Origin of the sequence: Grimontia sp. SpTr1 (assembly GCF_947387585.1) — a bacterium.
Lineage (GTDB): Bacteria > Pseudomonadota > Gammaproteobacteria > Enterobacterales > Vibrionaceae > Enterovibrio > Enterovibrio indicus.
This window is the reverse complement of sequence record NZ_CANDOD010000001.1, coordinates 326,967-346,297: the sequence shown is the minus strand read 5'-3', so window position 1 is coordinate 346,297 and position 19,331 is coordinate 326,967. Positions and strand designations below refer to the sequence as shown.

The window sequence follows — 19,331 nt, the reverse complement described above, 5'->3', positions numbered from 1 at the left end:
CATGAATTCCATTTTTGGAAACATTGACGATCTCTATCTCTTTTGCCAAATCATCCGTGATGGCTCGCTGCTTTCGGCATGTAAGTCATTAGGGTTACCCGCTTCTACGGTGTCTCGCCGGATCAGCGCGATGGAAAAAAGGCTCAATGTTCGATTACTGGAAAAGCGAGGGCGAGAGCTCGTTGCGACAGAGTCAGGAGAGCGAGCTTATGAACAACTCATTAGCAGCATGGAGCAACTTGAATCCGGGATTGAGCAAATTCTACAAGATAGCAACGAGGTGTTTGGCAACCTCAAGCTGACCATGCCAAATAACTTCTATCATGGGTTTGTTGGGGATGTGATTAGTCGATTCCTTGAGGATTATCCCAAGGTAAAACTTGAGATTATTTTAAGCCAAGAACAGCAGATCCCGACAACAGATAGGGATCTCTTAATGACCTTCGATTTAACCGGTCTTGAAAGCTTCATTGCCAGGCCACTTTTTACAGCCAGGCATGGCTTCTTTGCCAGCGAGGGTTACCTGAGAAAGTATGGAGAGATCAAAACAGTCGATGCACTAAAGCAAGCAGACTGGATCGCAGTGGATAAAGTCTGGAACATAAACCTATACCGCGAACAGGTTCTTGAGCACACTATTGCCATCCGTCCTAAATTAGTGGTCAATGATATCACTGCGGTGATTACCGCCGTTGAACAAGGCATTGGCGTATCATCCCTTCCATTTCGCCATACCTCTGGCAATGAAAAACTCAAAGAGATTTTGCCGGAGTATACACGAACCGACAGAACAGCCTATTTGGTATACCGTGAACGGCAGCATCAGCCCCGCGCACTGACCTTACTGGTGGATGCGTTACTGTCAGCCACAAAAGCGATTAACTATGAGCAGACGCCAATCGAGGCACAGTAAATAGGAAGCTCGCTGGTGAATCAGGATTTAAGCAAGAAAAGCACCCATTAACGGCTAGACTCGGGGAAACAACGCGCTAAAGAAAGGACGCATTGAAATGAGCGATCAAAGAAAGCAATGGATTTACGATCTCCTCAAGAAAGGCATTGAGCATGGCGATCCTGAAGCCGTCAAAGTTGTCGATGAAACTCAGTACAAACAGCACAACCCTATGACAAAAGAAGGCGATGTCGGGCTAGCTGAGCTGTTTGCAAAACTGGCAAAGACTAACCCTCATGTTGAAATTCTGCGCATTTTCTCAGATGGCGATTATGTGTTTGCCCATACCGAGTATGACTTTTCCAGCGTAAAAATCTGTTTTGAAGTATTCCGGTTCGAAGGGGATAAGACCGTCGAGCATTGGGACAATTTAGAGCTCAAGCAGCCCAACAATGCTTCTGGCCGAAGCATGATTGATGGCGAAACAAAAGTCGCCGACTTGGAGAAAACAGAACCCAATCGCGAAACCGTGGTCAATCTTGTTAATCAAGTATTGATAGGTCAAAACCCCGATGTAATTCCTCTCTTTTTCAATATCACTGACTATACAGAACACAGCCCTGAGCTCAGCAATGACCTGGATTCGTTGAAACAAACCCTATGCAAAACACTGCCAGATGGCTCGCCATATGTTCATTACCAAACACTACACCGCACTTTTGCAGAAGGTAACTTTGTCCTGACCGCTTGCGAAGGTCTGCGTGCCGGTGTTCACACGGCCTTTTATGATCTGTTCAGATTAGAAAGCGGAAAAGTGGTCGAGCATTGGGATACCGTGGAAGAAATCCCCCCGCGCGAGATTTGGAACAACCGGAACGGGAAGTTCTGATTTAAACACTTGACGAGATTGAGATTCCAAATGATGCTGTATATATAAACAGTATCATTTGGAGGTGCTCATGAATACGAAAGAGTTTGACCAGTTGCTTGAACGGGTTAACCAAAGCCGTAAAGCAGCCTTGAAAGATAATACGTTTATTGAACAGGCTGAACTCCATGCAAAAGAGTTGGCTCGCCTAGAAAGCATGAACATGCGCCCGGTAAAAAAGCGGGTGAAGAAAAAGAAAGTCAGTGCGCCAAAGCGTTTCTCAAACGTTTACGAGGGATTCGCAGAAAGCCGCGACGATATTTTCCATTATTGAGTCAGAGAGAATCCAGACTGAGCTTATCCCAACGCATCATGGCTTCTTTACCTGACTCATACCCTAGGTAATAAGCCTTCTTAAGAGGCGCCTTTTCCCTGCTAAGGCGCTTCAATTTGAAGTCTTCTGGCGGGCAAACCTGAATAATCTCCACGCCTTCCGGCGGATGCTCAATCAGTTCAAGTGTTTCGTTGTAGCGAATATGACGGGTCAGCATCGGCTCTATCAACGCAGGATGATCTTTGAGTAGCCGTTTAGTCAGCGCATCAAACTTGGAGGCGGATTTTCGATAGCATGCCGGACGGCTTCGGAGCACCATGATTCGGGTGGCACCGCGTCGAATAGCTTCAGCAACAGGAATCGCATCTGTCACGCCGCCATCTACATATCTCACGCCATTCAGTTCCACGCCGTGTCGATACATCACTGGCAGTGCGCTGCTGGCTTTCATGGTTTCGGCCAACATTTCAACATCCGGTGTATGGTACTCAGGTTCGCCATTATCCTGTCTTGTGACACCTAAAAAGAACGGCCTTGGGTCTGCTTTCAGAACGTCTTTGTCGATACCAAGTTCTTCCAACGTGACTTCCCACATCCAGTCGAGATCCATTAAGTCACCGCCCATGGCGAACTGGCCCGGTCTCAGGAATTCTTTGCGAAGGCTGTAATCGAGGTAGATTTTCAGGTTCCGTCCAGGCATGTCAGCCAAGTACGCTGCCAGATTGCTGGCCCCTGCAGATACACCCCAGAAGCTATCGAACGGCGAGAAGTTTTTCTCCATGAAGTAGTCAAGAATGCCGCACGAAAACACGCCGCGCATTGCACCACCTTCTACAATGAGTGCAGATTTCCCAACCTTCTCCATTTATTTTTCTCCTACAAACTCCGTCACCGAGCCTCGCTCCACCACGGCTGGCTCCAACTCTACGACCTGAGGTTCGCTACCACTGTTACTGATGCGTTGAATCAAAGCACCGACCGCGGCTTTTCCGAGACGATACTTAGGCTGATGCACGGTAGTGAGCGATGGTGTCATGTATTTCGCCAAGTGAATGTCATCGTATCCCATCACGGACAAATCTGCTGGAACGGAAATCCCCTGTTCGTTTGCAGCGTTGATAAGGCCCATCGCCATCATGTCGTTACCAGCGAAAATTGCGGAGGGCAACTTACCGCTGTTCTGGAATTTTGCAAGCGCCTGATAACCGCCTTCACATTCAAAGTCGCCTTCCACCACCCATTTGGGGTTGATGTTGAGGGCCGCCTCTTTCATTGCGCGTTTAAAGCCCTGATAGCGCATTTGCGCCTGATGTTTAAGCAACGGCCCGGTGATGCAACCAATTTCTCTATGCCCTTGCTGGATAAGGTGCTTGGTCGCCAGATAACCCCCACGCAGGGAGTTATCCTGAATCTTGTCGCAAGGCAGGGAAATCGGCCCCCAATCCATCACCACCACAGGTACGGATTGAAGCTTTTCAAGGATCTCTGAATACTCCCCTTCCAGCGTTGAACACATCAGGATGAAACCATCAACACGCTTTTGCATCAGGGTATCAATAGACGCTTTCATCCGTTGTGCATCACCTTCAGTGTTACAGAGGATAAGGTTGTAACCCGCGTGATAGCAGCTTCGCTCCACGCCCTTTACCACCTCACCAAAGAATGGGTTGGTTGATGTGGTCACAATCATGCCAAGGGTGTTAGTGCGGTTGGTTTTGAAACTGCGCGCCAAAGCAGACGGCGCAGTGTAATGGAGTTCTTTAGCAGCGTTATTCACGCGCTCTGCAATTTCATCACTGACAAAGCGCGTTTTGTTGATGACATGGCTAACGGTCGAGGTTGAAACACCGGCTAACTTCGCGATGTCTTTCATTGTCGCCATGTCTTCTCCTTAATCAGGCGTGTGCTTTTAGGAATTCGTCCACTTCATCACGTGTGGGAATCGATGTCTGGGCACCAAAGCGTGTCACAGAAATCGCCGCTGCTGCGTGAGCAAACTTAATCGCTGATTCTAAAGGCATTGATTCCATTAGACCAGTCACGAATGCACCATTGAAAGTGTCGCCTGCTGCAGTGGTGTCCGTTGCTTCTACACGGAATCCTGGCACGATTTGACCTTCGCCATTCTGGCTGACATACACACCTTTCGCGCCCAGCGTGATCATCACGGTTTCAATGCCTTTCCCATGCAGTATGTCTGCTGCCGCTTTTGCTGATGCATCATCTTCCACCTTCACGCCCGTCAGCACTTCTGCTTCTGTTTCGTTTGGCGTGATGATGTCGATACAAGCCAACAAACTTTCAGGCAATTCGCGGGCAGGAGCAGGGTTCAGAATCACTTTGGTGTCATGGCGCTTGCCAATTTGAGCTGCCAACTCGATACCATCCAGCGGTGTTTCCAATTGCATCAGCAAGTATTCAGCATGACGAATGCGTTCAAGCTCAGGTTCAATGGCTTCTGCCGTCAATTTGGCGTTGGCTTCCGCAGAGATACAAATGCTGTTTTCGCCGCTATCAGAGACTTGAATCATGGCGATACCCGTTGGGCAATCTGCCTGCATTTTCACACCACTGATATTGATGCCATCGCACTTGAAGCTTTCGCGAATGTTCACGCCGAATGGGTCGTCGCCCACACAGGCAATAAAGCCAATGTCAGCTTTCAAACGCGCTGCAGCCACAGCCTGGTTTGCGCCTTTACCACCGGGGATCACCTGATAATTGCGACCATGCAGGGTTTCACCCGGACGGGGAAAAGAAGGCACCTGTAATACATGGTCTGCGTTAACGCTCCCTAAAACCACTAACTTATTCATCGCGCTGTCCTCAGCCTCCTTCAGGGAGACCTTATTGTTGTACTAAAAAACTGAGTGATTTAGGCTCTTTATCAAGAATCTAAAGCAATCGGTTCTGCACTCTCCCTCAAAGCCGGAGGACTCACAGACCCTCCCGTTTACAAGGGGAGGGTCTGGCTGAGGTTTTCCCTGTTAGACTTACTGAGTGACCACTTTTAGCGGAACAGGAATCGATTTTTGAACCGGCTCGCCTTTCAGCATTTTATCTGCCACTTCAACACCAATAGCACCAATTAATTCAGGCTGTTGAGCGATGGTTGCCGCCAGTTTGCCACGTTTTACCGCTGCAATGCCGTCATCGGTGCCATCAAAGCCAACAATCATCACGTCTTTGCCCGACGCTTGCACCGCACGTAATGCGCCCAATGCCATTTCATCATTCTGCGCGAATACCGCCTGAACATCCGGGTTAGCTGCTAGCATGTTTTCCATGACGTTCAGCCCTTTAGTGCGGTCAAAGTCAGCAGGCTGACTCGAAAGCAATTCCATTGAACCGCCATCCACCACTTTCATGAAGCCTTCGCCACGTTCACGCGCTGCTGATGTACCAGCAATACCTTCCAGCTGAATGACCTTAGCCTGCTCACCGACTTTCTCCATGATGAACTTGCCCGCCATTTCGCCGCCTGCCACATTGTCAGACGCAATATGGCTCACCACTTCGCCGCGCTGCGCACCACGGTCTAATGTCAGAACTGGGATTTCGCTGCGGTTCGCAATGCGGATAGCGTTAGAAACTGCTGCGGAATCCGTCGGGTTGATCAGAATCGCTTTAACGCCACGAATGGTCAGATCTTCCACATTCGAAAGCTCTTTGCTCGGGTCGTTTTGGGAATCCAGAACAATCAGCTCATAGCCCAGCTCTTTTGCTTTGTTCTCTGCACCTTCCTTCATGGTGACAAAGAAAGGGTTGTTCAGTGTAGACACAACAATCGCCATGGTGTCTTGCGCTTGTGCAGCCACGGAAACTGTTGAGGAAAGCAGAGCGGCTGAGATAAGCATGGATAGTTTTTTCATTGTCTTCATCCTTTTGTTTTTGATGCGCCAGTGAGGGGGACACCGGCGCGTTCTACACGTAATTCGTTGGTTTAATATTGGATTCGTAGGGTTACTTGTTTTTGTTGTCGACCATGACCGCGGCGAGAATCACTGTCGCTTTGGCAATCATTTGGTAGTAGGAGGAAACGTCCAGCAGGTTCAGGGCGTTATTGAGGAAGCCGATGATCAGCGCGCCAATGAGGGTACCCATGATGCGGCCTTTACCGCCCATCAGACTGGTGCCACCCAGTACCACTGCAGCAATCGCATCCAGTTCGTAGCCCATACCTGCGGTAGGTTGTGCTGAAGAAAGACGTGACGTTACGATGATGCCTGCAAGAGCTGCCAACAGGCCACAAATTGCGTAAGCACCGATCTTCACTTTGTCGACGTCGATACCGGACAGGCGGGTAGCAGATTCGTTACCACCAAGCGCATAGATGTAGCGACCAAAACGGGTGTGGTTCAGCAGGTACCAGACCGCTGCAAACACAATCACCATCAACCAGACTGGAACCGGAATACCCAGTGCGTAGCCAGTACCGAACCAGGCAAACGCATCAGCGGTATCAGTAAAACCGGTAGAAATTGGACGGCCTTCGGTGTAAACCATGGTCACACCGCGCAGCAGTGTCATGGTGACCAGCGTGGCAATAAACGCCTGCACTTTGCCTTTGGCGATAATGATGCCGGAAATCGCTCCCAGTACCGCACCAGCAAAGAGCGCGGTTGGCACTGCCACCAGCACAGGCACTTCCATCGCAATCAGTGTTGCGGCAAATGCACCACACAGCGCGAGAACTGAACCCACACTCAGGTCGATCCCTGCGGTCAGGATCACCAGTGTCATACCTACCGCAATAATCGCGTTAATCGACGTCTGGCGAAGAATGTTCAGAATGTTGTCGACGGTAAAGAAGTTCGGGTTTAAAAACGACACCACGACAATCAGAAAAAGAAGCGCAACAAGAGATTTCTGTTCTATCAACCACTCTTTGCTGAACAGCTTTTTACCTTCAGCTTTTGATTGGGTTACGGCGTTACTATTCATGCTGCATCCTTCTTAACGTATTTACCTACAGCGCAGGCCAGTAATGTTTCTTGATCGGCATCTTTGGCATCGAACTCCCCGGTGATACGGCCTTCGTGCATCACCATAATTCGGTCACTCATTCCAAGCACTTCCGGCATATCGGAAGAAACCAGAATGATGCTCATACCTTCTGCTTTGAATCGGTTGATTAGCTGATAGATCTCTTTCTTTGCACCCACATCGACGCCACGGGTTGGCTCGTCGAGAATAAGCACGCGCGGCTTGGTCATCAGGCCTTTGGCAATCGCGACTTTCTGCTGGTTACCACCAGATAAGTTGCCGATAAGCTGCTCGCGGGTTGGGGTTTTGATGTTGAAGAGTTGGATGAAATCGTCGACAGCCATGACTTCGTCGTTGTGGCGGATTTGCATACCTTTGCTCAGCTTGTCCAGAGAGCAAATCGACATGTTTTCCTTCACTGACAGTCCCAGAATCAGACCATCGCCTTTTCGATCTTCAGAGATGTAAGCAATACCGTTGATCAATCCATCACGTGGGCTGATTGGGTTAACGGTTTTGCCATTGAGTATGATGTCGCCGCCGTCGCGTGAAAGCGCGCCGTATATCACCTTCATCAGTTCAGTGCGACCTGCACCCATCAGGCCGGACACACCGAGAATCTCTCCGCGCTTCAGGGTGAAGCTGACGTCTTTTACACCCACACCGGAAACGTTTTTCACTTCCAAACAAGTGTCGCCATGGGTCACTGCAATACGCGGATATTGCTCTTCCAGCTTGCGGCCCACCATCATTTCAATCAGGCGGTCTTCATCGATATCTTTCACCTGACATTCGCCGATAAATTTGCCATCACGCAGCACAGTAATATCATCGCAAATAGTGAAGATTTCTTTCAGACGGTGAGAGATATAAACGATGCCGCAGCCTTCGTCCCGGAGCTCACGGATGACCTTGAACAGCGATTCTGTTTCGGTGTCAGTCAATGCATCTGTTGGTTCATCCATGATGATGACCTTAGATTCAAACGACAGTGCTTTGGCAATCTCCACCATTTGCTGTTCGCCCAAACTCAGCGCACCCAACAAGGTTTTTGAGCTGTGTTTCACGTTCAGTCGTGCCAGCAATTTATCGGCTTCGGCGTACATCTTCTCCCAAAGCACGCGGCCGAATGGGCCAGTGAATTCACGGCCGAGGTAAATGTTCTCAGCAATCGTCAGTTCAGGGATCAGGTTCAACTCCTGATGGATAATGCTGATACCTGCCTGCTGCGAATCACGTGGCCCTTTGAATGCTGCTTCTTTGCCTTCGTAATGAATCGAGCCACCATCCAACGCGTGAATGCCAGTCAGCACTTTCATCAGCGTCGATTTGCCTGCACCGTTCTCTCCCATCAGCGCCATCACACGGCCTGGATAAACGTTGAGGCTGGCTTTATCCAACGCTTTCACCCCGGGAAAAGCTTTCTCAATCTCGCTGAGTTGCAATATTGCCTGAGTCATAGGAATGTCCTCGTCTCACTCAAATTCAAAGCGTTTAGAAAACCACGCCAGCTTGGAAAATCACGTTCGCATAAGGTGTGCATTCACCAGTGCGAATCACCGCATGGCTGTCATTGGTGCGTTCTTTGAATTCCTCATGCGAAAGGTATTGGATGGAAATCGATTTACCGCTGCGTGTTTCTTCGTTACGGATTTCCTGAATCAGTGCTTCATGGCAATCAGGACTTACTGTCACGAACTCTTCTGCCAGGATGATCCCTTCGATCTGAGACTCCGTCAGCACAACACGCACCGTCTCCAGAAAGCCCGGAACACCGTGAGTCAATGCCAGATCAATGCGCGCGACATGTTGAGGAATGGGTAAACCGGCATCACAAATGGTGTATTCGTCGGTATGACCCAGCGTAGAGACTAGGTGTGCAATATCAGAGTTCAGTAAGATGCTTTTTTTCATTCTTAACCTTCTTACAGCAGTCATTAATCGATGAACCACCAACCTGACTTGGGAAATTTGGCTGGAAAACCGATCTCATCGAAACGTTTCGCTGACGGTAATCGAAACGTTTCGATTCGTCTTTATAAGAAATTTTCAGGCGTGATTTTGATCGCTTATCTTTAGATATTTGGGCAGGGAAATTTGAGCTGACTCACTGTCAGCAAGAAAGCGGAATAGCGTTTCTAAATCTCAAACAGAGCCATTATTAGACGCACATTGAAAGATGATTACTCTAATTGAGATCGATTACACCAGTACAAAAAAAGCGAAAGATACCGATTTCAACAGAAAACGAATACATACCAAGGAAAAAATCAAACATTTTATTAACGCATCTCATTTATAGAACTCCGAAGCCGCTGGCTGCGCCTTACGATGAACCTTGAGGCAGTAAGGCTTTACCCATAAAAGGTCAATGCGCAGCACAACGTTTCACAGTGAGCAACAGGACGAAACCCATGCCCACTGAAGTCGGATACGATCACCCGCCGAAACCGCTACTCACTCGTCCCAGATAAGTAACGCAACACTACTGACCCTCATACTTTGCGGTGAATTCCAATAAGAACCCACCGCACCCTCAGTCTATATATGTAAACATCTGGAGGTAACATGAAGACTGATATTCCAGAGGGTGCCCGTGCGCCCATGTTCTGGGAGGCGATCATCTCGCTTCTTTCCCTTGTTGTCGGCATCAGCGTTTCCATCGTCATTTACGGGCTCGACCCACAGGTTCCCATGTTGTTGGGTGTCGTCGTGGCCAGTGTCGTTGCTCTTCGCTGTGGCTTTTCATGGAAAGATATTCAATCCGGCATGGTGAACGGTATCTACAACGCCCTGCCTGCAATGATCATATTGATGATTGTTGGCGCCCTGATCGGTGTTTGGATACTCGCTGGTGTCGTTCCAACACTGATTTACTATGGCCTGCAAATTCTGGCACCGGAAATCTTCCTGCCCGCATGTGTGATTATCTGTGCAGTCACCTCACTCGCGACCGGCACAAGCTGGGGTACCACAGGGACTATCGGTGTTGCGCTGATGGGCGTGGGTGGCGGTCTTGGCTTCCCACTTCCGCTAGTTGCAGGTGCGGTACTTTCCGGCGCGTACTTTGGCGACAAAATGTCTCCCCTGTCTGACACCACCAACCTGGCGCCAGCCATGGCGGGCACGGATCTGTTCACCCACATCAAACACATGTCGTACACCACAGGTGTGAGCATTTCGATCACTCTGGTTATCGAAGCGGTGTTGGGACTCAAATACAGCGCATCAGGCGGCGACATTGAACGTATCAATAGCATTCTGACGACACTAGACAGTACCTTCTTCATTAATCCCGTTTTATTCCTTCCCCTCTTTCTTGTGCTGTTCGTGTCTTATAAGAAGATGCCTGCCATTCCAGGAATTGCGCTGGGTGTAATTGCTGGTGCGATATGTGCTGCTGGTCTTCAAGGGGCTGATTACAACGCTATTGCCAGCGTAGCCTTTGGTGGATATACCTCTGAAACTGGTATCGGCGATGTGGACTCACTGCTGTCACGCGGTGGCCTGGATTCCATGATGTACACCATCAGTCTGATCATCGTTGCCATGATGTTTGGTGGTGTGATGGAGCGGACTAACCAACTTCGCGTGATTGCAGACAAGATCCTCGCTGCTGCAAAATCCACGGGTTCACTGGTGGTTTCTACTGTGCTCACCGGTATTGGCGCCAACCTGATTCTGTGTGACCAATACATGGCGATCGTGATGAGTGCGCGAAGTTATGCGGAAGCTTACAAAGAACGTGGGCTTGCACCGGAAAACCTCTCCCGCGCGGTGGAAGATTCGGCCACCGTCACGGCTAACCTTGTTCCTTGGAACTCTGGTGGTGCTTATCAGGCAGCCACATTGGGCGTTGCCACGCTGGCCTACTTGCCATTCAATTTCTTCTGCTGGATCTCCCCACTCGTGACCATTCTGTTTGGTGTGATGGGTTGGACCATGTGGAAAATTGACGATCAGCAAGAAGCGCCAGAAGCTTCAGTTGAACGAAACATATGATGTAGTTTCAATATACCTTTAAGGCTGCCATGGGCAGCCTTTTTATTATGATAAATACAAAAAATGTCTTTCCTTTCAACACCAATGCCTGCCTTCTTCATCAAAAATTTCGAACGAAGAATGAATTGTGATTTCTTTGTGAGAAATTTGAGAGATTTGTTCATTAACGTTTCCTAAAGCAACACACATCAGCGCTGAAGGTATTCAGCTAAGCAAGCTCTAGGGAGTGTTTATCCATGACAGTTCTTGTTAACTCGGTATTTTGTCCGCCTACACCTGGCGGCAATACCAATGAGCCAGGACAGTTCTTCAACCTATCACCACTTGCAAAGCTCAGTCAGCAAGAGCGTCTGCAGTTTGTCTCTTTTGGCCGAGGTCCTTCAGTTAAACCTTCGTTTCCCACTTTGAGCATGGCAATCGAACACCATGCGAGGGAAACGCCTTTTGCAATTGCCGCGATTGATGGCAGACAAACGATTTCCTATCGTGAGCTGGACGCCGAGGCCGAAAAGCTCGCCACCTTATTGCAACGATTGAAAGTGAAATCCGGCGACTCAGTCGGCATTTTTCTTTCACGCTCAATTCCCATGCTGGTAGGTATGCTGGCTTGTTTGAAGATTGGTGCCAATTATGTGCCCCAAGACGCCGGTGTCGCACCGAAATCCCAACTCTCCCATATCATTGATGTCGCCCGCATCCAGGTCGTATTTACCCTTTCCAAACATAAGCACGACCTGCCCGATTCAGACGGCACTATCCGCTTAGAGCTGGATACATTGCTCAAATCACCTGAATTTAAGTCTATGGAAGCGGGTGGAAAGCGGATTACCAAACCCAATGACGTCTGTTTTGTCTTGTTCACCTCTGGCACGACCGGAAGACCCAATGGCGTGCAGGTCACCCACAAAAATGTCGCCAACATCGTCATGACATCACCGGGGAACCTCGGCGTGAAACCGGGCATGCGGGTCGGGCAGATCCTGAGCATTGCTTTTGATATGTCAGCATGGGAAATCTATGTTGCATTGTGTCATGGCGCGACTCTACTTATCCGCGACAGTTCCATTCAGCAAGCCGCCAGCAACGCTGACGTGATTATTGCGACCCCTTCGATTCTGGGACAGATAGACCCGGAGGCATGCCCCGACGTAAGAACGGTCGCGGTAGCTGGCGAACCTTGCCCAGTGCCACTGGCAGAAACCTGGGGGGCGAAATGCGATTTCTACAACTCCTGCGGCCCAACCGAAACAACCATTATTAACACCGCAAAACTGTTCAAACCCGGTGACCGACTCACCATTGGAAAACCAACACCGAACAATACTGTGTATGTGCTTAACGATAACCTCGAGCCCTGCAGCATTGGTGAAGTGGGCGAGATGTGGGCGGGTGGTATTTGTGTCACCAAAGGTTATCTCGCAAATGTCGAACTGAGCCAGGCCCGTTATCGCCCTGACCCCTTCCTGGGTGATGGCCACGTCATGTTCCGCACCCGCGATTTAGGGCGCTGGAACCACGAGGGAGAGCTGGAACACTTTGGGCGCACCGACGATCAGGTCAAAGTCAGAGGTTTCCGTGTCGAGTTGGATTCGGTCTCCTCCCATCTGGAAAACCTGCCGGAATGCCGACTGGCCGTCACTCTACAAATCGACGACAGGCACTTAGCGTCTTTCGTGGTGCCATCGAGTGTGGATGAGCAAACTGCAATCGACCATGTGGCTGCTCATCTTCCCTATTACGCCATTCCTATCCGCGTAATTGCATGTGATGAATTGCCCCTCACAGACCGGGGCAAAATCGACAAACGCAAACTGCTCTCCCTTTTTGACACTGCCATGGAATCTGCCAAGGAAGGTAACGCATGATGGCTCCCTACTCAGAAACCGAATTACCGGCAAAGCAGGGGTTACTCCAACGCATGTGGAAAAATCCTGCACTGGAACATTATTTTCGTCTGGTGATTGTTATATCGCTGGTGAACTTTGGTTGGCTTATGGGATAACGGAAGGAAATTGGTTTGACCGAAACCATCTCGACCTTACCAGTCTGAGCAACATGGTGATCGGCAATTTCTTTGTTGCGGTGTTGGTTCGCCAGCAATATACGATCAACTTTTTGTTCTGGCTGGCCACCCGCGCTCCTGTGACCTGGCCGCTTTCTATTAGATGGCATCTGGGTAAGATCTATCACCACGGTGGTCTGCATTCTGGCTGTGCTATCAACGGTAGCCTTTGGTTTGCGCTATTTACCGGTGCCATCATCTACCAAAAAATGCACGCCCTCAGCCCAGTGTCAGATCTCAGCCTTTGGTCGACGCTCGGTATCATTGGCTTGTTAGTGGTGATGATTGCGATGGCAATGCCAAACATTCGCAAGAAATATCACAATGCCTTTGAAGCCTCTCACCGCTTTGCGGGGTGGTCCGTGCTTATCCTGTTCTGGGTGCAAACTTTGTCGATTGCCAGCGACCAGAATCCAGTTCAACCACTGTGGGACTTTGCCCAGCAAACCCCTTCAGTCTGGTTGCTCAGTATCATGACCTTCAGCATTCTCCTGCCCTGGCTTCGCCTTCGTAGGGTGCCCGTTGAGATCACCACGCCGTCTAACCATGTTGCGCTGTTGAAGTTCAATTATGGAGTCACGCCATTTGCTGGCTCTTCCATGGCAATAAGCCGTTCACCTCTGATGGAATGGCACCACTTTGCTAACGTCCCTTCACCAGATGAACCAGGCTATCGTCTGACCGTGTCACGCGCCGGAGATTGGACGGGGAAGCTCATTGACGACAAACCTTCCCACGTTTGGGTGAAAGGCATTCCGACTGCGGGTGTGGCGAATATTGAAGTGCTGTTCAAGCGCGTGGTGTACGTGGCAACAGGCAGTGGCATTGGGCCATGTCTCCCTCACCTGTTAGCCCAAAAGCTTCCGATGCAGTTGGTGTGGTCAACGCGTAATCCGAGAAAAACCTACGGCGACGCCCTCGTCGATGAAATTCTCGCTGCACAGCCAGACGCCCTGATATGGGATACCGATGAGCTTGGCAAACCGGACATGGTGCAACTCGCTTATGCCGCCTATCAGGCATTTGATGCGGAAGCAGTGATTTGTATCTCTAACCAGAAACTGACCAGACAAGTGGTGTATGGCATGGAAAGCCGCGGCATTCCTGCTTACGGCGCCATTTGGGATTCTTAATAAGAGGCTTTGACGATGAACATCAAAACAGAAGTCGATGGCAATGTAGTCATCATCCAACTGCACCGTCCAGAGAAACGCAACGCACTCTGTACGCCACTTCTCGAAGAACTGATGGAAACATTAACACGCTATGACGCAGACCCGAATGTCGGATGCTTCGTGGTGACGGGCTCTGAGCAAGTCTTCGCGGCGGGCGCTGACATCAGTGAAATGGCAGATATGAGCTATCAGGAAATGACAGCGACGGATTACTTCGGAGGCTGGGAGGCGTTTACCCGTATCCGCACGCCAATCATTGCTGCTGTGTCTGGGTATGCACTTGGAGGAGGCTGTGAACTCGCCATGATGTGCGACACCATATTCGCTGCAGAATCTGCGCTGTTTGGTCAGCCTGAACTGACCATCGGTGTCATTCCCGGCATGGGCGGTTCCCAGCGCCTCACCAAGCTGGTCGGAAAGTCCAAAGCTACAGACATGATCCTGACGGGCAGGATGATGGATGCCGTTGAAGCAGAGCGCGCAGGACTGGTTTCCCGTGTAGTGCCAGATGGACAATTAATGCAAGAAACGCTCGAAGCCGCTAAAACCATCGCACGATTTAGCAAGCCCGCGGTTCTACTGGCAAAAGAGTGCGTGCTAAACGCAGAAAAACTGTCTGTGGAAGATGGGGTTCGAATGGAACGCCGCGCGTTTCATGGGCTGTTTGCTACGGAAGATCAAAAAGAAGGCATGCAAGCTTTCATCGAAAAACGACAACCGCAATTCATTGGAAACTGACATCTCGTTTCTGTTTTTAGCGCCTGTCCTGGGCGCTTTTTTTATCGCGTGATTCTACTTCTGGCTAGTATCTAACTTTAGACAACTTCCTGTTTCACCGCTCGATACACTCTCCTATGCAACTTTTTGTTATTAGGGGCTGTTGAGTATCCTCAGCAGCCCTTTCTGATCTGTATTCGAGGCGTTTTCAATGAATGAAAGCAACCCGCCGCAGGAGGCGAAAAACACACCCGCTGCCGCTAACGAGCCAAAAGCCGCCAGTAGCGCCCGCCGTTTCACTTACTACCTGATCGCGGCTGCGCTGGTTATTTGGTTCTATACGCTGTGGGCAGATCGCATCACGCCCATGACAGATCATGGCCGCGTTAATGGGCAACTGATACGCATAAGCCCGCAAATCTCAGGACCAATCTCTGCCATTTCAATCCTCAATAATTCAGAGGTTAAGCGGGGCCAACTTCTGATGTCCATCGACAAACAACCCTTCGAATTGAGTGTCAACGCAGCAAGACTGGCGCTTCAACAATCCACACAATCCGTGAATGCCGATTCCGCCGCCATTGACGCTGCGAAAGCCAATGAAGTTGCCGCCCGCGTAAAAGTCAGCAATGCCAAACAACATGCAGAGAGAAACATGGCACTGGCAAGACGTGGCGTCGTCAGTCAGGCAACGCTGGATGACAGTTTAGCGTCTCTTGATGCCGCTAAAGCGAGTCTGGCTCAGGCCACGGCTGATCTAGCGAAAGCGCAACAGGAACTGGGCCCCAAAGGAGAAAGCAACCCACAAGTAAAAACCGCCTTGAACAATTTAGACCAAGCACTGCTCAACCTTTCCTACACAGATATCCGAGCGCCCGCTGCAGGGGTGATCACCAACATGAACCTGTCTGCGGGAGATTTCGCGGCGACAGGTAAACCGCTCCTGACGTTTATCAATAATCGTCATTTTTGGCTCACTGCCATGGTCACGGAGAACTCTTTGGCTTACGTGAAGAAAGGTACCGTGGTTAAGATTGTGTTTGATGCTTACCCCGGCGAGATTTTCCATGGAGAAGTCACTTCCGTTGGCTGGGGAAGCAGCGGTAATGGCAGCCTGCAAGTCGATGGCAACAGTGGTTTGTTTGATTCACCAACTGGCATACAGCATTCGCAGCGGTTTCCCGTCAATATCCGCTACTTTGATTTGCCGGCAGATATCCAGCTTCGCTACGGCGGTCGTGCGACAGTCAGCTTCTATCCTGGGCAGTCCACCATTGGTGAGTTGCTACTGGATACCTGGACCTGGCTTTGGAGCTACCTGAGCTATGTCTCTTAACTATGCCTCATCAAGCCATGTTTAGAAGCAGTGGTAACGGAATCATCCGTGTTGCGGTTTTTCCTGTGCTGCTTCTGTTCTGGCAACATGTTTTTGGCACAGACATTCCGCTTCTTGCACCCGCGATTTGTGCGGTATTCCTGACGACATCATCCAAGCCTCCGCCTCTTATCATGGTGTTTTTGATGGCAGTCATCTTGTTTGCCACCGCTTGGTTTCAGGGAGCCTTGAGTAACCTTCTGATCGACCAGCCCTTGGTCTATTACTGTGTACTGTTTGTAGTGTTTTACTGGTGCATGCAGCGCGCACGTGAAAACCCGCAGGATTTACTGGCAACGCTCTTGATCGTATCAACCGCGATGATTGCCGTGTTTTCCCGTCAGAAAGGTCTCGATGTCAGCCAGATCCCGCTGGCTTTAATGAAGAACATACTGATTGCGGGTTTTACTGCCTACCTCGGCTATTTTCTGGTGCCGGGCGGTGACCCTATTGCCCCCGATCCTGTTCCTGCTCCCCACCAGCCCATTCATACGGAAATCTGGCATATCGCTTTCAAAGCTGCCGTAGTACTCATTGTGCTGGTGAATGCGATCAGCTTTGATTTAGTTCAGAGCACCATTGTCACCATTACTGTTGCGCTAATCATCAAAGACCCCGATCCCTCCGCTGGCCACAATTATGGAGTTCGCAGGCTATTGGCAACGTATGCTGGCTTTCTCTATGCCCTTCCCGTGCTTTTAATGAATCTGCTTCAAACCAACTTTATCGGACACGTCAGTGTGACCATCATCTGTGCTTTGTTGATGGGAATCCATGCCGCCACCAAGCGCGCCAGCTTCAACACCATTCAGCTTTTATATTCTGGCTTCGTCGTCCTGATTTACTATGGTATTACCCAAAACGCCGGAAGTGCTTTTGTCGAAGACGGCAAAAGGTTGCTGTCCATCATGGCTGCCGTGCTACTGGGAACCTGCGTTTTAATTTTGCTTCAACCTACCCAAAGGCGGCTTGGGTAAAAGATTTGTCGACGTCTTCTCAATTTGATTTTTTTATTGATGACAGTTATAACTTTCTAAACGATAGTATTATCGTTAGCTTGAATTAGTGAGTTTCAGGTTGGTCAAAATGATGAATGTGAATAAATTAAATCGCTGGTGTACCCAGGACTACAAAATCGCTTTTTTCTTCCCTGCATAAGCATTCCCCTTGCGCAGCCCCTGCGCGCACTTATCGAAAAGCCGTATAAATAATCCGATTCACTTAATTGTGTTTTCGTATTGTCACGCTTACTGTTTCGGTAATTAAAACCCAAATCAAAAATTCGAAATCAGATTAATTTTCTGATGGAATCCTAGTGCCTAAATAAAATGAATAATTGGCAAGTTTTCCGTCAGGTAAAAGTAAAAGGTAGAAAAAATGGAAAACTTCAAACACCTCCCAGAGCCATTCCGTATCCGTGTGATTGAACCAGTAAAACGCACCACCCGCGCGTATCGCGAAGAAGCTATTTTAAAAGCGGGCATGAACCCCTTCCTGTTGGACAGTGAAGACGTGTTTATCGACCTACTGACAGACAGTGGTACAGGCGCTATTACTCAGGAAATGCAGGCAGCCATGCTGCGCGGTGATGAAGCCTACAGCGGCAGTCGTAGCTACTATGCGCTGTCTAACGCGGTAAAAGACATCTTCGGCTATGACCTCACCATTCCAACCCACCAAGGGCGTGGTGCAGAGCAAATCTACATTCCTGTGTTGATCAAAAAGCGCGAGCTAGAGAAAGGTTTGGATCGCAGCAAAATGGTGGCACTGTCGAACTACTTCTTCGACACCACACAAGGCCATACCCAGGTAAACTGCTGCGTTGCCAAAAACGTCTATACCAAAGATGCGTTTGATACCTCTGTCACCGCTGACTTCAAAGGCAACTTTGATCTGCAAAAGCTGGAAGCAGCTATCCTCGACGCTGGTGCAACCAACGTGCCATACATTGTGAGCACCATTACCTGTAACTCCGCGGGCGGTCAGCCGGTTTCTATCGCTAACCTGAAAGCGGTATACGAGATTGCCAAACGCTACGACATTCCGGTGATCATGGACTCTGCGCGCTTTGCGGAAAACGCCTATTTCGTCCAGCAGCGCGAACCCGGATTCAAAGATTGGACGATTGCTGAAATCACCCGCGAAGCTTACAAATATGCAGATGGCCTGGCGATGTCAGCAAAGAAAGATGCCATGGTTCAAATGGGTGGACTGCTGTGCTTCAAAGACGACGCTTTCATGGACGTTTATCAGGAATGCCGCACTCTTTGCGTGGTGCAGGAAGGCTTCCCAACTTATGGCGGTCTGGAAGGTGGGGCCATGGAGCGCTTGGCTGTGGGCCTTTATGACGGTATGCGTCAGGAATGGCTGGAATACCGCATCAAGCAGGTTCAATATCTGGTTGATGGCTTGGAAGCGATTGGCATTGTTTGCCAACAGGCCGGCGGCCACGCGGCGTTTGTAGATGCTGGCAAGTTGCTGCCACACATTCCTTCTGACCAATTCCCGGCACATGCGTTGGCGTGTGAGCTTTACAAAGTTGCCGGCATCCGGGCAGTGGAAATCGGTTCACTGCTTTTGGGTCGCGACCCTGCCACTGGCAAACAACACCCATGTCCGGCTGAGTTGCTTCGTCTGACCATCCCGCGTGCGACTTACACCCAATCACACATGGACTTCATCATTGAAGCGTTCGGTGAAGTGAAGAAAAATGCGCACAATGTGAAAGGACTCGACTTTACGTATGAGCCTTCCGTCCTCCGTCACTTTACGGCAAGACTCAAAGAAGTGGAGCCAGCGGAAGTAAAAAAGCACAACGCTGCTGAGCTGGAAACCACAGTGTAGAAACCTTTTAGAGCGCAATGAAAATTGCGCTCTTTTTTATATTAGAAAAATTATAAATCGCTAAATCCAATAACGT

Annotated in this window: 18 protein-coding genes; 11 read left to right on the top strand and 7 right to left on the bottom strand. The window is 49.7% G+C overall.

Annotation, left to right across the window (positions count from 1 at the left end; genetic code table 11):
* The first annotated feature begins 1 nt into the window (after position 1).
* From QL223_RS01690 to QL223_RS01680, 3 genes are all read left to right on the top strand, one after another.
* Positions 2-913 carry a LysR family transcriptional regulator gene (locus tag QL223_RS01690; RefSeq protein WP_002541180.1) on the top strand — a complete coding sequence of 304 codons (912 nt, stop codon included), beginning with the start codon at positions 2-4 and terminating at the stop codon, positions 911-913.
* A 97-nt stretch (positions 914-1,010) separates the two neighbouring features.
* Positions 1,011-1,781 (top strand): hypothetical protein, encoded by a 771-nt coding sequence (locus tag QL223_RS01685; RefSeq protein WP_039850391.1) that lies wholly within the window; start codon positions 1,011-1,013, stop codon positions 1,779-1,781.
* A gap of 70 nt (positions 1,782-1,851) precedes the next feature.
* On the top strand, positions 1,852-2,094 hold the full coding sequence (locus QL223_RS01680) for a hypothetical protein (RefSeq protein ID WP_002541179.1): 243 nt from the start codon (positions 1,852-1,854) through the stop codon (positions 2,092-2,094).
* Position 2,095: 1 nt separating this feature from the next.
* Here the strand turns inward: QL223_RS01680 and QL223_RS01675 are convergent, their stop codons facing one another.
* From QL223_RS01675 to rbsD, 7 genes are all read right to left on the bottom strand, one after another.
* Complete coding sequence (locus QL223_RS01675; protein ID WP_002541178.1) at positions 2,096-2,959, bottom strand: patatin family protein; 864 nt, start codon at positions 2,957-2,959, stop codon at positions 2,096-2,098.
* Positions 2,960-3,976 (bottom strand): substrate-binding domain-containing protein, encoded by a 1,017-nt coding sequence (locus QL223_RS01670; RefSeq protein ID WP_002541177.1) that lies wholly within the window; start codon positions 3,974-3,976, stop codon positions 2,960-2,962.
* Between the two features lie 13 nt (positions 3,977-3,989).
* Complete coding sequence (rbsK, locus tag QL223_RS01665) at positions 3,990-4,910, bottom strand: ribokinase (protein WP_046306124.1); 921 nt, start codon at positions 4,908-4,910, stop codon at positions 3,990-3,992.
* 177 nt (positions 4,911-5,087) lie between these two features.
* Entirely contained in the window at positions 5,088-5,966 is an 879-nt protein-coding gene (gene rbsB / locus QL223_RS01660) for a ribose ABC transporter substrate-binding protein RbsB (RefSeq protein WP_002541175.1), read from the bottom strand.
* A gap of 91 nt (positions 5,967-6,057) precedes the next feature.
* Positions 6,058-7,038 carry a ribose ABC transporter permease gene (rbsC, locus tag QL223_RS01655; protein ID WP_002541174.1) on the bottom strand — a complete coding sequence of 327 codons (981 nt, stop codon included), beginning with the start codon at positions 7,036-7,038 and terminating at the stop codon, positions 6,058-6,060.
* Positions 7,035-8,540, bottom strand: a complete 1,506-nt coding sequence (gene rbsA / locus QL223_RS01650; protein ID WP_002541172.1) for a ribose ABC transporter ATP-binding protein RbsA — start codon at positions 8,538-8,540, stop codon at positions 7,035-7,037. Before rbsA ends, rbsC begins: the two co-directional genes overlap by 4 nt.
* Before the next feature lie 34 nt (positions 8,541-8,574).
* Complete coding sequence (gene rbsD, locus QL223_RS01645; RefSeq protein ID WP_002541171.1) at positions 8,575-8,994, bottom strand: D-ribose pyranase; 420 nt, start codon at positions 8,992-8,994, stop codon at positions 8,575-8,577.
* 654 nt (positions 8,995-9,648) lie between these two features.
* Between rbsD and nhaC the strand changes: the two genes are divergently transcribed.
* From nhaC to tnaA, 8 genes are all read left to right on the top strand, one after another.
* Entirely contained in the window at positions 9,649-11,082 is a 1,434-nt protein-coding gene (gene nhaC / locus QL223_RS01640) for a Na+/H+ antiporter NhaC (RefSeq protein ID WP_002541169.1), read from the top strand.
* 236 nt (positions 11,083-11,318) lie between these two features.
* The gene (locus QL223_RS01635) at positions 11,319-12,947 is read left to right on the top strand and encodes an amino acid adenylation domain-containing protein (protein ID WP_002541167.1); all 1,629 of its coding nucleotides are present in this window, start codon (positions 11,319-11,321) and stop codon (positions 12,945-12,947) included.
* Positions 12,944-13,084, top strand: coding sequence for a hypothetical protein (locus QL223_RS01630; protein WP_281543658.1), 141 nt, complete (start codon positions 12,944-12,946; stop codon positions 13,082-13,084). Before QL223_RS01635 ends, QL223_RS01630 begins: the two co-directional genes overlap by 4 nt.
* The gene (locus QL223_RS01625; protein WP_281543657.1) at positions 13,069-14,277 is read left to right on the top strand and encodes a hypothetical protein; all 1,209 of its coding nucleotides are present in this window, start codon (positions 13,069-13,071) and stop codon (positions 14,275-14,277) included. The genes QL223_RS01630 and QL223_RS01625 overlap by 16 nt, the downstream gene beginning before the upstream one ends.
* Before the next feature lie 15 nt (positions 14,278-14,292).
* Positions 14,293-15,057 carry an enoyl-CoA hydratase-related protein gene (locus QL223_RS01620; protein ID WP_002541164.1) on the top strand — a complete coding sequence of 255 codons (765 nt, stop codon included), beginning with the start codon at positions 14,293-14,295 and terminating at the stop codon, positions 15,055-15,057.
* Between the two features lie 190 nt (positions 15,058-15,247).
* A complete protein-coding gene (locus QL223_RS01615) occupies positions 15,248-16,372 on the top strand; it encodes an HlyD family secretion protein (RefSeq protein ID WP_002541163.1) in 1,125 nt (374 codons plus the stop codon).
* 17 nt (positions 16,373-16,389) lie between these two features.
* On the top strand, positions 16,390-17,388 hold the full coding sequence (locus tag QL223_RS01610; RefSeq protein WP_039850402.1) for a DUF2955 domain-containing protein: 999 nt from the start codon (positions 16,390-16,392) through the stop codon (positions 17,386-17,388).
* Positions 17,389-17,788: 400 nt separating this feature from the next.
* Positions 17,789-19,255, top strand: a complete 1,467-nt coding sequence (gene tnaA, locus QL223_RS01605; RefSeq protein ID WP_281543656.1) for a tryptophanase — start codon at positions 17,789-17,791, stop codon at positions 19,253-19,255.
* Positions 19,256-19,331 lie beyond the last annotated feature (76 nt).